The organism is Halomonas sp. KO116 (genome assembly GCF_000734975.2).
Lineage (GTDB): Bacteria > Pseudomonadota > Gammaproteobacteria > Pseudomonadales > Halomonadaceae > Vreelandella > Vreelandella glaciei.
On sequence record NZ_CP011052.1, the window covers coordinates 2975327 to 2991619 of the forward strand.

General features: G+C 56.2%; 14 protein-coding genes. 7 read left to right on the top strand and 7 right to left on the bottom strand.

Going from position 1 to position 16293, the window contains the following annotated elements; genetic code table 11:
* Window positions 1-2: 2 nt before the first annotated feature.
* The 3 genes from parC to pgi form a co-directional block, all read right to left on the bottom strand.
* On the bottom strand, window positions 3-2255 hold the full coding sequence (gene parC / locus KO116_RS13755; protein WP_035566497.1) for a DNA topoisomerase IV subunit A: 2253 nt from the start codon (window positions 2253-2255) through the stop codon (window positions 3-5).
* Between the two features lie 6 nt (window positions 2256-2261).
* Window positions 2262-4157 carry a DNA topoisomerase IV subunit B gene (gene parE / locus KO116_RS13760; protein WP_035566500.1) on the bottom strand — a complete coding sequence of 632 codons (1896 nt, stop codon included), beginning with the start codon at window positions 4155-4157 and terminating at the stop codon, window positions 2262-2264.
* Between the two features lie 193 nt (window positions 4158-4350).
* Entirely contained in the window at window positions 4351-6033 is a 1683-nt protein-coding gene (pgi, locus tag KO116_RS13765; RefSeq protein ID WP_035566503.1) for a glucose-6-phosphate isomerase, read from the bottom strand.
* A gap of 144 nt (window positions 6034-6177) precedes the next feature.
* On the opposite strand from pgi, the gene cmoA reads away from it, so the two are divergent.
* The 3 genes from cmoA to KO116_RS13780 all read left to right on the top strand — a co-directional run bounded on the left by cmoA (window position 6178) and on the right by KO116_RS13780 (window position 8727).
* Complete coding sequence (cmoA, locus tag KO116_RS13770) at window positions 6178-6921, top strand: carboxy-S-adenosyl-L-methionine synthase CmoA (RefSeq protein ID WP_008958588.1); 744 nt, start codon at window positions 6178-6180, stop codon at window positions 6919-6921.
* A gap of 1 nt (window position 6922) precedes the next feature.
* Entirely contained in the window at window positions 6923-7930 is a 1008-nt protein-coding gene (cmoB, locus tag KO116_RS13775; RefSeq protein WP_035566507.1) for a tRNA 5-methoxyuridine(34)/uridine 5-oxyacetic acid(34) synthase CmoB, read from the top strand.
* A gap of 167 nt (window positions 7931-8097) precedes the next feature.
* On the top strand, window positions 8098-8727 hold the full coding sequence (locus KO116_RS13780; RefSeq protein ID WP_035566510.1) for a cyclodeaminase/cyclohydrolase family protein: 630 nt from the start codon (window positions 8098-8100) through the stop codon (window positions 8725-8727).
* A gap of 35 nt (window positions 8728-8762) precedes the next feature.
* Here KO116_RS13780 and KO116_RS13785 read toward each other — a convergent pair whose 3' ends face one another.
* The 4 genes from KO116_RS13785 to KO116_RS13800 all read right to left on the bottom strand — a co-directional run bounded on the left by KO116_RS13785 (window position 8763) and on the right by KO116_RS13800 (window position 12258).
* Window positions 8763-9437 carry a zinc metallopeptidase gene (locus KO116_RS13785; protein ID WP_035566513.1) on the bottom strand — a complete coding sequence of 225 codons (675 nt, stop codon included), beginning with the start codon at window positions 9435-9437 and terminating at the stop codon, window positions 8763-8765.
* 144 nt (window positions 9438-9581) lie between these two features.
* Complete coding sequence (locus KO116_RS13790) at window positions 9582-10700, bottom strand: App1 family protein (protein WP_035566517.1); 1119 nt, start codon at window positions 10698-10700, stop codon at window positions 9582-9584.
* Window positions 10700-11263, bottom strand: coding sequence for a type 1 glutamine amidotransferase domain-containing protein (locus KO116_RS13795; protein ID WP_035566519.1), 564 nt, complete (start codon window positions 11261-11263; stop codon window positions 10700-10702). Before KO116_RS13795 ends, KO116_RS13790 begins: the two co-directional genes overlap by 1 nt.
* A gap of 107 nt (window positions 11264-11370) precedes the next feature.
* Window positions 11371-12258, bottom strand: a complete 888-nt coding sequence (locus tag KO116_RS13800; RefSeq protein WP_035566528.1) for a helix-turn-helix transcriptional regulator — start codon at window positions 12256-12258, stop codon at window positions 11371-11373.
* Window positions 12259-12429: 171 nt separating this feature from the next.
* Between KO116_RS13800 and KO116_RS13805 the strand changes: the two genes are divergently transcribed.
* The 4 genes from KO116_RS13805 to KO116_RS13820 all read left to right on the top strand — a co-directional run bounded on the left by KO116_RS13805 (window position 12430) and on the right by KO116_RS13820 (window position 15975).
* Window positions 12430-13134 (top strand): ABC transporter permease, encoded by a 705-nt coding sequence (locus tag KO116_RS13805; protein ID WP_035566530.1) that lies wholly within the window; start codon window positions 12430-12432, stop codon window positions 13132-13134.
* Window positions 13131-13862, top strand: coding sequence for an ATP-binding cassette domain-containing protein (locus KO116_RS13810; protein ID WP_035566532.1), 732 nt, complete (start codon window positions 13131-13133; stop codon window positions 13860-13862). Before KO116_RS13805 ends, KO116_RS13810 begins: the two co-directional genes overlap by 4 nt.
* A gap of 54 nt (window positions 13863-13916) precedes the next feature.
* Window positions 13917-14726, top strand: a complete 810-nt coding sequence (locus KO116_RS13815) for a substrate-binding domain-containing protein (protein ID WP_035566534.1) — start codon at window positions 13917-13919, stop codon at window positions 14724-14726.
* Window positions 14727-14925: 199 nt separating this feature from the next.
* A complete protein-coding gene (locus KO116_RS13820; protein ID WP_045812135.1) occupies window positions 14926-15975 on the top strand; it encodes an IS110 family transposase in 1050 nt (349 codons plus the stop codon).
* The last annotated feature ends 318 nt before the right edge of the window (window positions 15976-16293 follow it).

Sequence of the window (16293 nt, forward strand, 5' to 3'; positions counted from 1 at the left end):
ACTTACTCCCCTGCCTCTAGTCGATCTACTTTCTGGAAGCCGCGGGGCAGCTTGCTACCACGACGACCGCGCTCACCGCGATAGTATGCCAAGTCGTCGGCTTTTAGCGTCAGCTTGCGCTTGCCTGCATGGATCAACAGCGCATCACTGGCGGCTAGCACCACAATGCCGGTAACAAACTCCTCCCGGCGGGCGGCTCGTGGGCCTGGGATATCGAGCATTTTATTGCCCTTGCCTTTAGACATCTCGGGCAACTGATCCAAGGGGAACAGCAACAGCCGACCTTCGTTTGAAACAGAAGCCACCCACAGCTCATCGCCCTCTGGCACGTCAATCGGCGCCATCACATTGCAGCCTTTGGGCAGGCTAAGTACCGCTTTACCGGCTTTGTTTTTACCGGTAAGTGTGTCGAGACGCGCCACAAAGCCATAGCCACCATCAGTGGCAAGCACGAAGCGCCGCTCCGGTGGCGCAAACATTAGCCCCGCCATTTTTGCTCCGGCGGCCACGTTAGCACGCCCGGTAACCGGCTCACCCTGGCCACGCGCACTGGGTAGGTTATGTGCAGACAGCGTATAGGCGCGACCGGTGTCATCCAGCAGCACCAGCGGTTGATTGGTTTTACCTTTCGCCGCCAGTTGGAAGCTATCCCCAGCTTTATAGGAGAGCCCCTCGGGGTCGATATCGTGCCCCTTGGCCGCACGAATCCAGCCTTTATCGGAAAGCACCACGGTAATCGGGTCAGCGCCCAGCAGCTCGACTTCTGTCAGCGCCTTGGACTCTTCGCGCTCGACCAACGGTGAGCGGCGCTCGTCACCATGCTCTTTACCCGCCGCGCGAATCTCTTTTTCGATCAGGGTAGTGAGCTTAGCTTCGCTGCCCAGTAGCCCTTCTAAATATTTGCGCTCTTTTTCCAGCTCATCCTGCTCACCGCGAATTTTCATCTCTTCGAGTTTGGCAAGATGACGCAGACGCAGCTCTAAAATGGCTTCCGCTTGACGTTCGGAGAGGCTGAAAGTCGCCATCAGCGAGGCTTTTGGATCATCTTCCTCACGGATAATACGGATCACTTCATCCAGGTCGAGGTAGGCGATCAGAAGGCCTTCCAAGATATGCAGGCGATCCTCGACTTTACCTAGGCGGTGCTCTAAACGACGGCGCACCGTGCTACGGCGGAACTGTAGCCATTCGCCCAGCATTTCCGTCAGCGGCATGACCCGTGGGCGACCGTCCAGGCCGATCACGTTCATGTTCACTCGCACGTTCTTTTCCAAATCGGTGGTGGCGAACAGGTGCGCCATCAGCGACTCAACGTCAATGCGGTTGGAGCGCGGTTCAATCACCAGCCGGGTCGGCTCTTCATGAGTCGACTCATCGCGCAGGTCGGCCACCATGGGCAGCTTTTTGGCCTGCATTTGCGCGGCGATCTGCTCCAGCACCTTGGCGCCACTAACCTGATAAGGCACCGAGGTAATAACGATATTGGCTTCTTCACGGATGTAGCGCGCGCGTAGCTTTACCGAGCCGCGGCCAGATTCGTAGAGCTTACGCAGGTCCGCAGGCGGGGTAATAATTTCCGCATCGGTAGGGAAATCCGGTGCAGGCACGAATTCCATTAAATCCGCGGTAGTCGCCTTGGGGTTGCGCAGCAAATGGCATGTTGCTTCGACGACTTCCGACACATTATGCGGCGGAATATCGGTCGCCATGCCGACGGCAATCCCGGTACCGCCATTGAGCAGCACATGGGGTAACTTTGCAGGTAGTACCAGCGGTTCCTGCATGGTGCCATCGAAGTTGGGCGCCCAATCGACGGTGCCTTGGCCCAGTTCACCCAGCAGCACTTCGGCAAACTTGGAAAGCTTGGCCTCGGTGTAGCGCATGGCGGCGAAGGATTTGGGATCGTCGGGGCTACCCCAGTTGCCTTGGCCATCCACCAGCGGATAGCGGTAGCTAAACGGCTGCGCCATCAGCACCATGGCTTCGTAGCAGGCGCTGTCGCCATGGGGGTGAAATTTACCCAGTACGTCGCCGACGGTACGCGCCGACTTTTTATACTTGGCGTTGGCGTGCAGCGCCAGCTCGCGCATGGCGTAGATGATGCGCCGCTGCACGGGTTTCATGCCGTCGCCGATATTGGGCAAGGCGCGGTCGAGAATCACGTACATCGAGTAGTCGAGGTACGCTTTTTCGGTGTAGTCGCGCAGAGAGAGACGTTCGACGTCACCCTCCGCTACTTGAATATCCATGGTCATCGGGGGTTATACCTCAATGTCTGCGAGGTTGCCGTAATCTTCCAGCCACTTTTTGCGGTCACCGGCGCGTTTTTTGGCCAGCAGCATATCCATCATTTCCATGGTGCCGTCACCCTCCGTCAGGGTGAGCTGCACCAGGCGCCGGGTTTCCGTCGACATGGTGGTTTCACGCAGCTGTAGCGGGCTCATTTCACCCAGGCCTTTAAAGCGCTGAACGTTAGGCGTGCCGCGCTTGTTGGCCAATTGCTTGAGAATGGCGGCTTTTTCGCTCTCATCCAGGGCGTAGTGCACTTCTTTACCAAGATCGATGCGGTAAAGCGGTGGCATCGCGACATAGACATGCCCTGCGTCGACCAAGCTCGGAAAATGGCGTACAAACAGCGCGCACAGCAGCGTAGCGATGTGCAGACCGTCGGAGTCGGCATCGGCGAGAATACATATCTTGTGGTAACGCAGTTTTTCTAAATCGGCGCTGCCAGGATCGGCGCCAATGGCAACGGCGATATCGTGCACCTCCTGGGAGCCGTAGATATCGTGGGTTTCCACTTCCCAGGTATTTAGAATCTTACCGCGCAGCGGCAATATCGCCTGGGTCTCGCGGTTACGCGCCTGCTTGGCACTGCCGCCTGCCGAGTCCCCCTCGACCAAAAACAGCTCGCTCTGGGCAGGGTCTTGGCCGGAGCAGTCCGCCAGCTTACCAGGCAGTGCCGGGCCGGAAGTCACCTTTTTACGGGCGACTTTTTTGGCTTTTTTCTGGCGGTTTTGCGCCGCGCTAATCACCAGCTCGGCAATCGCTTCGGCCTGATCCACGTGGTGGTTCAGCCACAGCGAGAAAGCGTCCTTAACAACGCCGGAAACAAAACCGGCAATGGTTCGAGACGAGAGCCGCTCTTTGGTTTGCCCGGCAAACTGTGGGTCGAGCATTTTGACCGAGAGCACAAAGGAGGTACGCTCCCAGAGGTCATCGGCGGTGAGTTTAATGCCCCGGGGCAACAGGTTGCGGTATTCGCAGAACTCGCGCAGCGCGTCCAGCAATCCGGAACGAAAGCCGTTCACGTGAGTGCCGCCCTGCGGCGTGGGAATCAGGTTAACGTAGCTCTCCAGCAGCGCTTCTCCGCCTTCGGGTAGCCACTGAATCGCCCAGTCTACGCCGTGCTCGTCGTCATTGAAGTGGCCGACAAACGGCTCCGCCGGCAGCACTTCGTAGCCGTCGGTAGCTTCGACCAGATAGTCGCGCAAACCATCGGCGAACTCCCATTCGGTCGAGGTACCGTCAGGTTCTACCAGCGTGACTTTCAAGCCGGGGCAGAGTACCGCTTTCGCACGTAGCAGGTGTTTGAGCCGGGTTAGCGCGAGCTTGGGACTATCGAAGTAGCTCTCATCTGGCCAGAAGCGCACCAGAGTACCGCTCGCTCGCTTGGGGGCTTTGCCAATCTCATGCAGCTCTTCGACTTTCTCGCCGAATTCGAAGGCCATGGCATGGCGTGCGCCATCGCGGGTGACTTCGACATCTAACCGACGCGACAGCGCGTTAACCACCGACACACCTACCCCATGCAGGCCGCCCGAGAAGCGGTAGCTCGTGGAGGAGAACTTGCCACCCGAGTGTAGCTTGGTAAATATCAGTTCAACGCCTGAGACGCCGTGTTCTGGGTGCAGGTCGATCGGCATCCCCCGGCCGTTGTCCTGCACTTCGATCCCGCCATCGCTATGCAGCACGACGTGGATCTCGGTGGCGTGCCCCGCCAGCGCTTCATCGACGCTGTTATCGATGACTTCCTGGGCTAAGTGATTGGGGCGTGTGGTGTCGGTATACATACCGGGACGCTTACGTACCGGCTCAAGCCCGGACAGGACTTCGATGGAACTCGCGCCGTACTGAGAGGCATCAAACTGGGTCATGTAACGTCGATTCCTGAAAAAATAGTGCTGGCAGCCTCGCTGGGCGTTAAGTCAGTGGTTAAAAGCAGACGTTAAAAATAGAGTTCAGCAGTTTACAAAGAGCCACAGGATAGCGGAAAAGCAAAAAGCTGTATATCTAGCCATGCTTATTATCAGGGGCCTGGGTATGGCCCCCTCTAATGACGACTCTTTATCACTCTTGCTCAGCGGCCCAAAATGCTTCTATCAATCCACGGCTGGAGGCATCCATCCGCGATAGATCGCCCTGATGGTCGATAATCTTTTGGGTGTCCGTGGCGATCTGCTTACCTAGCTCAACGCCCCACTGGTCAAACGGGTTGATATCCCAAATCACCGCCTGAACAAACACTTTGTGCTCATAAAGGGCGATAAGCGAACCCAGGGTAGCGGGCGTCAATTGGTCAAGCAGCACCGTGGTTGAAGGCTGGTTGCCACGGTAGCGCTTATGCTCGGGCCGCGGGCCGTCATCTTCCAAGGCATCGTCGCCAAGCATAAGAACGCGGGACTGGGCAAAGCAGTTCGCCAGCGACAAGCGGTGCTGGGCTTTAAGGTGGTGACGGGTATCCGCATCTTCTACTTCGTCATAGCGCTTCAGCGGCGCTATAAAATCGCACACGACCGATTGAGTGCCCTGATGCAGTAATTGATAAAACGCATGCTGCGCATTGGGCCCCAGCTGCCCCCAAAGCACCGGGCAGGTAGAGTAGTTAACGGGCTGACCTTGGCGAGTCACTGACTTGCCGTTGGACTCCATCTCCAGTTGTTCAAGGTAAGCGGCAAAATACTCCAAACGCCCATCGTAGGGCAGAATAGAGTGCGCGCGGATATCCAGAAAATTGACGTTCCAGATACCTGCCAACCCAAGCAGGACAGGCAAATTATCTTCCATGGGCGCTTCAGAAAAGTGCCGATCCATGGTGTGGGCGCCCGCCAGGAATTCGCGGAAATTTTTCATCCCCACCACTAACGCAATCGGTAAACCAATCGTGCCCCAAAGCGAATAGCGACCACCCACCCACTCCCAGAAGGTTAACTGGTGATCGGGAGTGATGCCCCACTCCGTCATTTTGTCAGGACTAGCCGAAACACCAATGAAATGCTGACGAACCACTAATTCAGCGCTAATCGGCGTCGCGCCATGTTGGGTTAAACGGCTCACCAGCCATTCGCGAGCCGTGTTGGCGTTGGAGAGCGTATCGATAGTCGTAAACGATTTAGACGACAGCACAAAGATGGTCGTTTCAGGGTTTAACCGGCTCAAATAATCCGCTAACTGCGAGCCATCCATGGTTGAGGCAAAGTGCACTTCGACTGGATGGATATCTTTGGGTCGAAAATCGGTTAACGCATGGGTAACCATTAACGGCCCAAGGTCAGAGCCGCCGACACCTAGGTTAACCACATGACGAATTGGCTTGCCGGTGGCCCCGCGCCACTGCCCGGCGTGCAAACGGCTCACCAGGCGCTCCATTTGGGCAAGACTTTCGTGCACGGCGGCGACGATATCTTCACCCTCAACCTCAAGCGTCGCATCGGCGGGTAAACGCAACGCCGTGTGCAACGCCGGGCGATTTTCGCTGACGTTCACCCGCTTGCCACTTAGCAGCGCCTCAATGGCAGAGGGTACGCCCGCTTCGCTGGCCAGGGTAAACAGATGCTCGAGCGTGTCGTCATCCCAGCGCTGCTTGGAGAGATCTAACGTTAAGCCTGCCACCTGGCGAGTAAAGCTTTCCCAACGGGAAGGCTCGGTGCCAAACAGCGTTTTCAAGTGAACGTGCTGCAGCGTTTCAGCGTGATGCTTCAACGTCTGCCATGCGGGTAATGTATCGGGGGTAGCGCTTGATGCTGAGGCCATATGGCATCTCCAGTGGCGTCGATCCTTGCAGCAGGAATCTATTCTAACCAGGCCTATCCTAACCAAGACTATTCTAACCAGGCCTGTTCTCGTTAATTCAGGGCGCGTAAACTAATACGCCTTTCCCATGATTCCGGCTTGCCCATGAGTGATGCATCTTACCGTGACGCTATCTTTTCGACACCCCTTGACCGGGTAGCGCGCTTCTCTTTCGATGAAAAAGTGGTTGCGTGCTTCCCTGATATGATTCGCCGCTCGGTGCCTGGTTACGGACAAATTCTGGGCATGCTGAGTCTCATTGCCCAGCGCCATTTGCGCCACGGCGCCCATGTGTATGATTTGGGCTGCTCGCTGGGCGCTTCAGGCCTTGCGCTTGCAGGGGCGTTAGCATCGGATGCCTTTCGCTATACGGGCGTTGATCTCTCCCCGGCCATGGTCACCCAGGCACGACAGACCTTTACTGACGAATGCCCAGCGTACGCTATGCAGGTAGAAGAAGCCGATATCCGTACTCTGGAGTATGCACCTTCGGGCATGATCATTCTCAATTTTACGCTGCAGTTTCTACCCGCCTCGGACCGCGACGCCCTATTGTCGCGGCTCTATGCAGCGCTGGAGCCCGGAGGCGTACTGATTCTCTCTGAAAAAACCGTGGATGCGGATGAGCGCGACAACGCTTGGCGGGTTGAGCGCTACCACGATTTCAAACGCGCCAATGGCTACAGCGACCTGGAAATCAGCCAGAAGCGCACCGCTCTTGAGAATGTGCTAGTGCCAGACACCTTGGACGCACTCCACGTTCGTTTGAAACAGGCGGGGTTTCCCCGCTCGATGACGTGGTTCCAATACTTGAATTTCGCTTCCGTCATTGCCTTTAAGGAGGGGTGAGGTGCCGCTACCCGACGACCAACGCGCCCTCTATCAAGCGTTTCTGGATCAAGCCGTTCTTAACCCATCGCTCACCGTTTGGCTCGCCAGACTTCCCGAGCAGTTAGCCCATGGGCTTGACCGCAATCGCCACGGCGATCTGTCCGCCTGGGAAAAAGCCGTCGCTAAACTGCCCAAGCTACCCGCTGAGCGAAAAGTGGACTTAAACAGCGACACTATTACCGTTGATCTCGACCTTAGCGATAGCCAGCAGCGGCAGTGCTTTAACCTGCTTCGAAAGCTCGCCCCCTGGCGGAAAGGCCCTTTTCAACTAGGCGGCATTCATATTGATACCGAATGGCGCTCGGACTGGAAATGGCAAAGAGTGGCCCCGCACTTGGCACCGCTAAAATATCGTAAGGTGCTCGATGTCGGTGGTGGCAGCGGTTACCACGCCTGGCGGATGACGGGGGCTGAGGCTGCTTTTGTGTTGGTGATCGACCCCTCACCGCGCTTCTACTGGCAGTTTCAGGCGGTACGCCACTTCGTCGGCGATGCCGATGGCGGCAGAACGCAGTTTTTGCCGGTGGGCATTGAGGATGTACCGGAGAACCTCGGTTTTTTCGATACAGTGTTTTCCATGGGCGTACTCTATCATCGCCCTGCGCCCCTGGAGCATCTTCAACAGTTAAAAGCGGCGCTGGCGCCGGGCGGCGAGCTGGTGCTGGAGACCCTGGTGGTCGAGGGAGACGAGCAGACGGTATTCGTGCCCGGCGAGCGTTACGCCGCCATGCCCAATGTCTACTTCCTGCCCTCTTCCAAAGCGCTCTGCCACTGGCTGGAACGCTGCGGCTTTATCAACGTCCGCGTGGTCGATGAAGCGGTCACCACCCTGGAAGAACAGCGTTCAACAGCGTGGATGGCCTACCAATCACTGGCGGATTTTCTTGATCCTAACAACCGTACGCGCACCATTGAAGGCTACCCCGCACCACGTCGCGCGGTGATTTTGGCCAATAAGCCGGGCTGATTAACATGCTGGTGGGGCTGGTGCTCGGTGGGCTGATTCTCCGGGCGCTTCGCCGTACGTTGCGAGAGACGCCATGTATTGCTGATGCGTGTGAGTGCGCCGTTCACTATGCTGTGTAGGAACGGGCGTGCAGCACACGCCACCACCATCCAAGAGGAAAGGACGCCATGTCGGATAACGCAGCGCCACTCTGGGAGCTAAGCCTGAGCGATTTTCGTGACACCGTCGCCCGCGAGCCGATGCCCGGCTGCGGAGCCGTGGTCGTGGTCAGTGCCGACCTGGGCTTGGCACTCGTGCTCAAGGGGCTGCATCTGAGCCAGCATCCTGATGCCACGGCGCCGCGCCAAGCGTTGATCGATGAAGGGGCGTCGCTTAAGCAGCAACTGGCGCCGCTGGCACAGGAAGATGTGGCTGCCTTTGAGGCGTTTATGGCAGCCGTCGGCCGCGATAAGGAGGATGAAGGACGTCATGACGCTATTCATGCGGCGGCCCAAACTGCCGTCGAAGTGCCGCTGAAAACAGCGCAGCTGTGTGAGGCGGCGCTGGCACTGACGCAGCAGGCGGGGGAACATATCGAGCAGCAGTTTGTTAGTGATGCGCACGCCGGGGCGCGATTGATTCATGCCGCACTGCACAGCGTGCTGCTCAACGTGGATGCTAATGCCGGACAGCTCGGCAGTGATGCCGCCCGCGACCGGGCCAGGCTTTCCCGCGATGGCCTCGCGCAGCGCGCCGATACGCTACTGACGGCCATCACCGACAGTGCCGCCGGACGCGGTCCTGGGTCAGGAGTTTGAATCAGCGTTACAGGAGTAATGAGGAGTATCGTTACCTACCTTCGCAAAATCACCAGCCAACGGCCCAGGTTCATCACGCTAGCGAGTGAGGCGGCCACATAGGTAAACGCGCAGGCGGTGAGTACGTGTCTTGCGCCTGCCATGTCGGCAGGTGGCACGTACTCTTTCAACAGCGGTAGCGCTCGATTGAAACTGGCATCGAACTCCACCGGTAACGTTACTAAGTGCACCACGGCGGCGGTACCAAAGCTGATCACCGCCATGGCAATCACGATTGCCATGCCTCCCGGCAGGCGTGTTAATAAAAATAGAAACGGCGCGGCCATCATCAGTAGAGCACCAAGTTTTTCGGCTTTTTGAGCCACGCCGACTAACCGGCTGCGCGCTATTAGTGGCGCATACCCCTGAAAATGCTGAATGGCATGCCCCACTTCATGGGCAGCCACGGTGACGGCGGTGAGCGAACGTCCATCGTAGTTATCCGGGGAAAGCCGCACGCAGCGTGTTTCAGGATCGTAATGGTCACCAAACTCCGTGCGCTCCACGCTAGCGCCCTCCACACCCAGGCGGCGTAGCAAATGATCGGCAAGTTCGGCTCCTGTGCCGGGATAATCGTCACGGCCCTTTGTGTAGCGCTTAAGCACCCACTTGGCCCAGATATTAGGGAGCACAAAAACAGCCAGCGCAAAAATGATCAGTAGAATAACCATGGCAGTTCCTGTCTACAAAAAGCTTTGTACGAACAACCGTCTAAAAAAGCCGTCGTTAAACACACTTCTTCGAAGGGTAGCTTTTACCATGGTGGCTGGCTTGGCAACAGCGTTAGGCGGACAGGTTGTTAGGCTGGATGGTTTTTAGGCGGGATTATTGCGGTGTTCTTCCACATCGCGCTTGACTGCCTGCAAACCATGAATGGAAATATCGCCCTGGGCGTGAGCATGTTCAGCAATCAGAATGCTATCTACCGCAAGCACCAAATCACATTGAGTGCCGACCAACTCATCGCGCAGTCGTTGAATAGCCGCTTCCCTTTTAGAATTTTTATCCACTCGCCGAATATAGATAGCTTTAATGCGATTTGGGTAGGCTTTGACGATTTCGATATACACTTCTGGATCGTGCTGGCCGCTATCGCCGATGAGTATACACGGCATATCGTGGTAGAGGGTGAGCATACGGTCGATCAAATCACGCTTATGCTCTTCAGCACGCCGTGGCCAGGGGCGACGCCAGGAGATCCCCCATTCGCGCAAGAAGAGTATTGGTCCAACAGGAATACGATTGATCTGAAAAAACGTTTCAAGCATTTCGTAAATCGCCCACGGCCCACGCGAGACATATAAAATAGGCCGTTCTGCACGCTCACTAACGCCTCGGTGCAACGCTTGATAAAGCGATGCGACGCCAGGGAAAGCGGTGCGGCGGTGGGGTTTTTTGACAAATAGGCGATAAAGCATTTTGAGCTTCTCTGCCACACCGGTAAACATAACGGTGTCATCGATATCGCTAATCACCAGCAAATCCGCTTCTGGTGGTGGCACGTAGACTTCTACATGAGTACGCACCGTCGTTTGGTCCGCACGGTGTACCAAAATATCAGCGCGGTGCCAGGAGACATCTATCGGCAAGGTATGACTGATCGGCAAATGGACATCGAAATAGCCATCGCGATCGGTGCTGACACAGAGCTGATTATCACCAATTCGAACCTCTACCTGCGCATCGGCAAGCCCGCGGCGAAAAATGCGCCGCGCGACGTCAGCCGTATCGCGCAACATGCCATGGCGGGGAATCGCGCGACCCAGCGCGGCTTGACGAAAAACCCTGCCCATGACAAATATTTCATTCTGGGAACCATAGCCGCGATAAGGATGGACTACCATCCCCCCACGGCTACTGTCTCCTTTAATGGGTTTGGAAATAACGTGGACAAGCCTTTTGGCAAAGCTTGCCCACTGACGCAATAGCCCCATCAAGCGTGCTGACCGGAGTGACGACCTTCCTGCAATTCTTCGAGTAACTTGGCATTAAAGGCATCCAAGTCTTTTGGCGTACGGCTGGTTACAAGGCCACTGTCGACAACGACGGGCTCATCCACCCATTCAGCGCCAGCATTAAGAAGGTCTTGTGCAACGCTAGGAACAGAAGCCATACGACGCCCTTCAACTACGCCTGCGTTAATTAAAATCCATGGAGCATGGCAAATAGCGGCGACAGGCTTGCCTGCCTGGAAAAACGCTTTTACGAAGCTCAACGCTTCATCGTTAGTGCGCAGTTCGTCGGGATTGAATAAGCCACCGGGCAGAACCAACGCGTGGTAGTCAGATTCATTGACATCGGCAAGGGCTTTATCTGCCTCGTAGGTATCGCCCCACTCGGTTTCCGCCCAAGCACGAATGCCCTTACCATCAGGCGTTACAATGTGAACCTCTACGCCCTCTTTCTGTAAGGCGGCACGCGGCACGCTCAACTCAGACTCTTCAAAACCAGCGGCGGCTAAAATAGCTACTCGTTTACCATTCAGTGCTTGTTTCATCATGCTCTCCTTTTCGTGATGATTTGCGTCAGTAACGCCTCACTATTGTGGCGCATATAGTAACAGCGTCAAGCTACCCTGCTAATCAATCAAGGCTATCGGGGACGCTAGGCGTTATGTACAATCTTGCCTGTCTCAGCAATAGTATAACCACCCAACTGTATTGAACGCTCTGCGAAACGGGCTTGTTGAGCAAACGCCATCAGCTGCTGTACGGCAGGTTCGAAATAGCTGCGCCGCTGCATAATTAAATCAAACGGCTCCTCGCAAAGTGGAATAAAGCCCAGTTGCTGGCGATGGGCGGCGGCTTCCACGCCCAAGCCTACATCCGCTTCGCCCTGACCAATGCTGAGTGCCAAGTCATCTTCACTTAAGGAAGCGTGTGGCGCCCAGTTAAGCGTCGAGCTCTCTACTCCCGCTTGCTGTAGCAAACAGCTCAGCAGTCTTGCTGCTCCCGCGTCGGGTTGGCGATGCGCTACGCGGACATCGGTTCGTTTTAAATCACCCAGCCCGGCAATCTTCAGCGGGTTGTCGGCTGGCAATAGCAGCCCCTGGCGGCGCTTAGCCCAGTGCACTATCAACAGATCACGCATACCGCTTAAACCGAGTGCGCCGGGTTCGTTGTAGCGCTGAGTGGTCGCATCCAGCAGATGAATACCCGCCAGCATCGCCTTGCCATCGAGCAACCGCCGCACACCGTCGCCACTGCCTTGGCAGAGCATTGCCAAATCAGAGCCGCTTTCTCGAATAGCCCACTCAAGCAGTGGATCCTGACTACCCGCGACCACTAGCGGTACTGATAAACGCTGCGCCTGATCCCCTTCCAAATGGTTCAACACCCATAGGTCAATTTGCTGGCGGGGAAACAGCAGCTTTCCCGTGACCCGACTACACGGGATCTGGCCTTGGCGCACCAAGTCATACACCTTGCGCTCTTTTAGGCGCAAGTAGTCGGCGACCTCTGCCGTGGTCAGGTAAGCATGTCGTTCAGACATAGAAAGGAAACCTCACTGCACAAATACAAACGGCAATTTTCGTAGTTTAACTGCATAGAACTGCATCTATTCCAGCACAGAGTGCATTAAGTCACTTTTAGATACATCATGCCAATTCTCGTACAGTCGTTTTCTCACCACAGTTCACATACAAAATGATACCAACGCTCAATGCTGACCAGTGACAACGCCTTTAGTACCGCCCTTACCCTGATCCTGAGCATGGATAGCGCATTAATCGACATCGTGATGCTTTCGCTGCAGGTGTCGCTTATGGCGGTGATGATTGCCAGCCTGATAGCCCTACCATTAGGCGCTGCGCTGGCGCTATGGCGTTTTCCCGGACGTAACGTCGTCATTGTCGCCCTTAATGCGCTCATGGGCTTGCCGCCAGTGGTCGCAGGGCTTTGCGTTTACCTACTGCTTTCACGCGCAGGCCCCCTAGGTGAATGGGGGCTGCTGTTCACCCCTACGGCCATGGTGATCGCTCAAGTGATTTTGGTACTACCGATCATCGCCGCCCTTACCCGCCAGCAGGTGGAAGCGCTTCACGGCGAGTATGCAGAGCAGTTGAACTCACTAGGGCTAACGCGCCTCCGTATGATCCCCACTCTGCTGTGGGATGCGCGTTTTGGACTGTTAACAGTGATACTGGCGGGCTTTGGCCGCGCCAGCGCCGAGGTGGGCGCGGTAATGATTGTGGGTGGCAATATCGATGGTGTGACCCGCGTGATGACCACCAGCATTGTGCTGGAAACCAGCAAGGGCAACCTCCCCATGGCGCTAGGTTTAGGGATCATTTTGCTCGCCCTGGTCACCATGATTAACGCGATTGCCCATATGATCGGCGAAACGGCGAAAAGGCGGTTGGGATGAACGCACATCATATGCCCCCCGTCGCCACTCTCGAGCTCGACAGCGTGGGCTTTATCCATCGTGGCCATACGCTGCTTAAGCCGACGTCGCTGCGCCTAGTAGGCTGCCAGCGTACGCTAATTATGGGCCCTAACGGTGCGGGCAAAAGTCTGCTCATGCGCTTAGCCCACGGCCTGTTAACGCCTACTAGCGGCACCGTTCGCTGGCAAGGCGCACAGCCTGCACAAGCCATGGTTTTCCAGCGTCCCGTGTTACTGCGTCGCTCAGCGCTGGATAACCTGACCTATGTGTTAGCGATCAACAAAGCGGCACGACCAGAACTGAAAGCATTACCTCGAAAAGCTCAGGCGATGAGTGCCCTTGAAAAGTTTGGTTTAGCGCACCTCGCCAAACGGCCTGCGCGAGTGCTTTCCGGCGGTGAGCAGCAGCGCTTAGCGCTGGCGCGAGCATGGCTGCTCAATCCGCAAGTGCTTTTTTTAGACGAACCCACCTCGGCACTCGACCCGGCGGCTATCAAAGCAGTTGAAGATGCGGTTCTTGAGTTCCATCACAGCGGCACCCGTATCGTGATGACTACCCATGATCTTCATCAAGCGCGTCGCTTAGCCAACGACGTGCTGTTTTTGCATAACGGCGAATTACTCGAACATACCCCAGCCAATGATTTTTTTACTGCCCCCTCTTCATCTGAGGCAGGGGCATTTATTCGGGGCGAGCTGGTTTGGTAACTCCGAAAGGCGTGAACTCTGTGACTAATCAAAAAATGAGCAAGGAGCAATAAAATGAAGAAAGCCACCGCATTGATAACGGCAGGCGCCCTGGGTGTGACCTTTAGCGGCATACTGATGGCGGCCGATGATTACATTACCCTGGCGTCCACCACCTCGACTGAAAATTCAGGCTTGTTCGACACGATCATCCCCACCTTCACCGAAGAGACGGGCATTGAGGTTCGCGTGGTGGCTGTCGGTACCGGCCAAGCGTTTGAAATAGGTCGCCGTGGTGATGCCGATAGCCTTTTAGTGCATGACACTGCCGGTGAAGAGAAGTTTGTAGCGGAGGGCTATGCTACTGAACGCCTCAATGTGATGTATAACGATTTCGTTATTGTTGGGCCGAGTGATGACCCGGCGGGTATCAGTGACAGCGAAAACGTAATCGACGCCATGCAGCGTATAGCGGAAAGCGAGTCCCCCTTTGCTTCGCGCGGCGATGACAGTGGCACCAACCGCGCTGAACTCCGTTTGTGGGAAGATGCTGGGGTCACGCCACAGGGTGAGTGGTACCGCGAGCTGGGCAGCGGCATGGGCCCTACGTTGAATACCGCCGCGGGCATGGACGCCTATACGTTTACCGATCGCGCCACCTGGGTCGCCTTTGACAATCCGCAAGACTTAACCCTGCTGTTTGAAGGCGATGAAGCACTGTTTAATCAGTATGGCAGCCTATTGCTCTCGGCAGAGCGTCACCCGCACTTGAAGCACGACCTCGCCGCCCAGTGGCACGAGTGGCTGGTTTCCGATAAAGGCCAGCAAGCGATTGCGGATTTTGAGGTAGATGGCCAGCAGCTGTTTTTCCCTAACGCCGAATAAACTCCACCCCCTGGTCATTGCGAGCGAAGCGAAGCAATCTCATACCGGCGGTGGCACTAACTCTGAGATTGCCGCGCTGCGCTCGCAATGACAAAAGCGAGATTGCCGCGCTGCGCTCAATGAAAGGGACTCCTCCCCTCTCGAAGCTTCAGCGAGCTACATTGATAGTTGAACCACATCAATGCGGAGGGGAAGAGTCATGAACAAGCATAAGATAATCGGTATTGATCTGGCAAAGCGTGTTTTTCAAGTGTGTGTTGTCGACACTCACCGCCCGCGTGTTCAGGTCAACAAAGAGCTTAAACGGCATCAGGTCTTGGATTTTATGCGCCGCCAACCGGCCTGTCGGGTATTTATGGAAGCGTGCGGTGGATCGCATTATTGGGCGCGACAACTGCAGGCCCTCGGCCACACCGTTGCCCTCATATCGCCCCAGTTTGTAACGCCCTTTCGCAAGGGGCATAAGACAGATGCCAATGACGCGCTCGCCATTGTAGAGGCCGGGTTGCGCCCTGATATGCGCTTCGTGCCGCTCAAAAGCGTCGAGCAGCAGGATATTCAGAGCCTGCACCGCATTCGGGAAAGGTATATTCATCAACGCACCCAGTTGATCAATCAGGTTCATGGGTTATTGCAGGAATATGGAGTGATCAGCGGTCGGGGACAGAAAGCGTTAAAGCAACGTGTCTGGCTCGCCCTGGAAGATGCCGATAACGAGCTTTCGATGCTGATGCGTGACTTGATTGCCGAGCAAATGGCGGAGCTGGATCGACTCAACGAGCGCATTCAGTCACTGGATAAGCGCGTGGAGCAGATGAGCCGTGCGGTGATGCCTTGTCGCCAACTGTTGGCGATTGAGGGAGTGGGGCCGGTGGTCGCCACCCAGCTCTATAGCGCCCTCGGTAACGGCGACGCGTTCAAGAAAGGTCGCCAAGCGTCAGCCTATCTGGGGTTAACGCCGACACAACACAGCAGTGGTGGCATCGCGAAGATCAAGGGCATTGGCCGAACGGGGCAAATCTCGCTGAAAGCCGCCCTGATACGTGGCGCACACTCGGTCATCAACACCATGGGTGACAAACAGGATGCTAAAAGTCGTTGGCTACGATCCCTGGTCGCTCGCGTTGGCAAGAACAAAGCGGCTGTCGCGTTAGCGAACAAGACAGTGCGAACCGCCTGGGCGGTTCTGCACAGCGGACAGTCCTATTGTAGAGAGTTTAACGACGGTTCCGCGCTGATGGTGAGCTAAGCGGTAGCACCATCAGCGGCTAAGCGCCGACAGGCGGCTACCTTGTTGCCGGGCAACGATCGATGAAAAACAGGTCAGACCGACCTTCTCAAAACCTGCTCATTGCGATGGCTGAAAAAGCCTACGCCTCGTTGAGGAGAGAAGGTGCGCGACGTTCATCAGGGTCAGGGGATAGCGTCCCCATTGAGAGACCGACTATACGCACGCATCGGCTTATGTTGTTCATCATCGTCGCTTGCAACCGGGGAGGAGTCCCTATACGCAATGACATAAGGAGAACTCCTCACTCTGATGTGAGGAGGCTCATGACCGGAGCTT

What these genes read in the sequence shown, in the direction of transcription:
- parC (WP_035566497.1), bottom strand. Translation starts at nt 2,255, where the DNA reads ATGACCATGGATATTCAAGTAGCGGAGGGTGACGTCGAACGTCTCTCT.
- parE (WP_035566500.1), bottom strand. Translation starts at nt 4,157, where the DNA reads ATGACCCAGTTTGATGCCTCTCAGTACGGCGCGAGTTCCATCGAAGTC.
- pgi (WP_035566503.1), bottom strand. Translation starts at nt 6,033, where the DNA reads ATGGCCTCAGCATCAAGCGCTACCCCCGATACATTACCCGCATGGCAG.
- cmoA (WP_008958588.1), top strand. Translation starts at nt 6,178, where the DNA reads ATGAGTGATGCATCTTACCGTGACGCTATCTTTTCGACACCCCTTGAC.
- KO116_RS13780 (WP_035566510.1), top strand. Translation starts at nt 8,098, where the DNA reads ATGTCGGATAACGCAGCGCCACTCTGGGAGCTAAGCCTGAGCGATTTT.
- KO116_RS13785 (WP_035566513.1), bottom strand. Translation starts at nt 9,437, where the DNA reads ATGGTTATTCTACTGATCATTTTTGCGCTGGCTGTTTTTGTGCTCCCT.
- KO116_RS13790 (WP_035566517.1), bottom strand. Translation starts at nt 10,700, where the DNA reads ATGGGGCTATTGCGTCAGTGGGCAAGCTTTGCCAAAAGGCTTGTCCAC.
- KO116_RS13795 (WP_035566519.1), bottom strand. Translation starts at nt 11,263, where the DNA reads ATGAAACAAGCACTGAATGGTAAACGAGTAGCTATTTTAGCCGCCGCT.
- KO116_RS13800 (WP_035566528.1), bottom strand. Translation starts at nt 12,258, where the DNA reads ATGTCTGAACGACATGCTTACCTGACCACGGCAGAGGTCGCCGACTAC.
- KO116_RS13805 (WP_035566530.1), top strand. Translation starts at nt 12,430, where the DNA reads ATGCTGACCAGTGACAACGCCTTTAGTACCGCCCTTACCCTGATCCTG.
- KO116_RS13810 (WP_035566532.1), top strand. Translation starts at nt 13,131, where the DNA reads ATGAACGCACATCATATGCCCCCCGTCGCCACTCTCGAGCTCGACAGC.
- KO116_RS13815 (WP_035566534.1), top strand. Translation starts at nt 13,917, where the DNA reads ATGAAGAAAGCCACCGCATTGATAACGGCAGGCGCCCTGGGTGTGACC.
- KO116_RS13820 (WP_045812135.1), top strand. Translation starts at nt 14,926, where the DNA reads ATGAACAAGCATAAGATAATCGGTATTGATCTGGCAAAGCGTGTTTTT.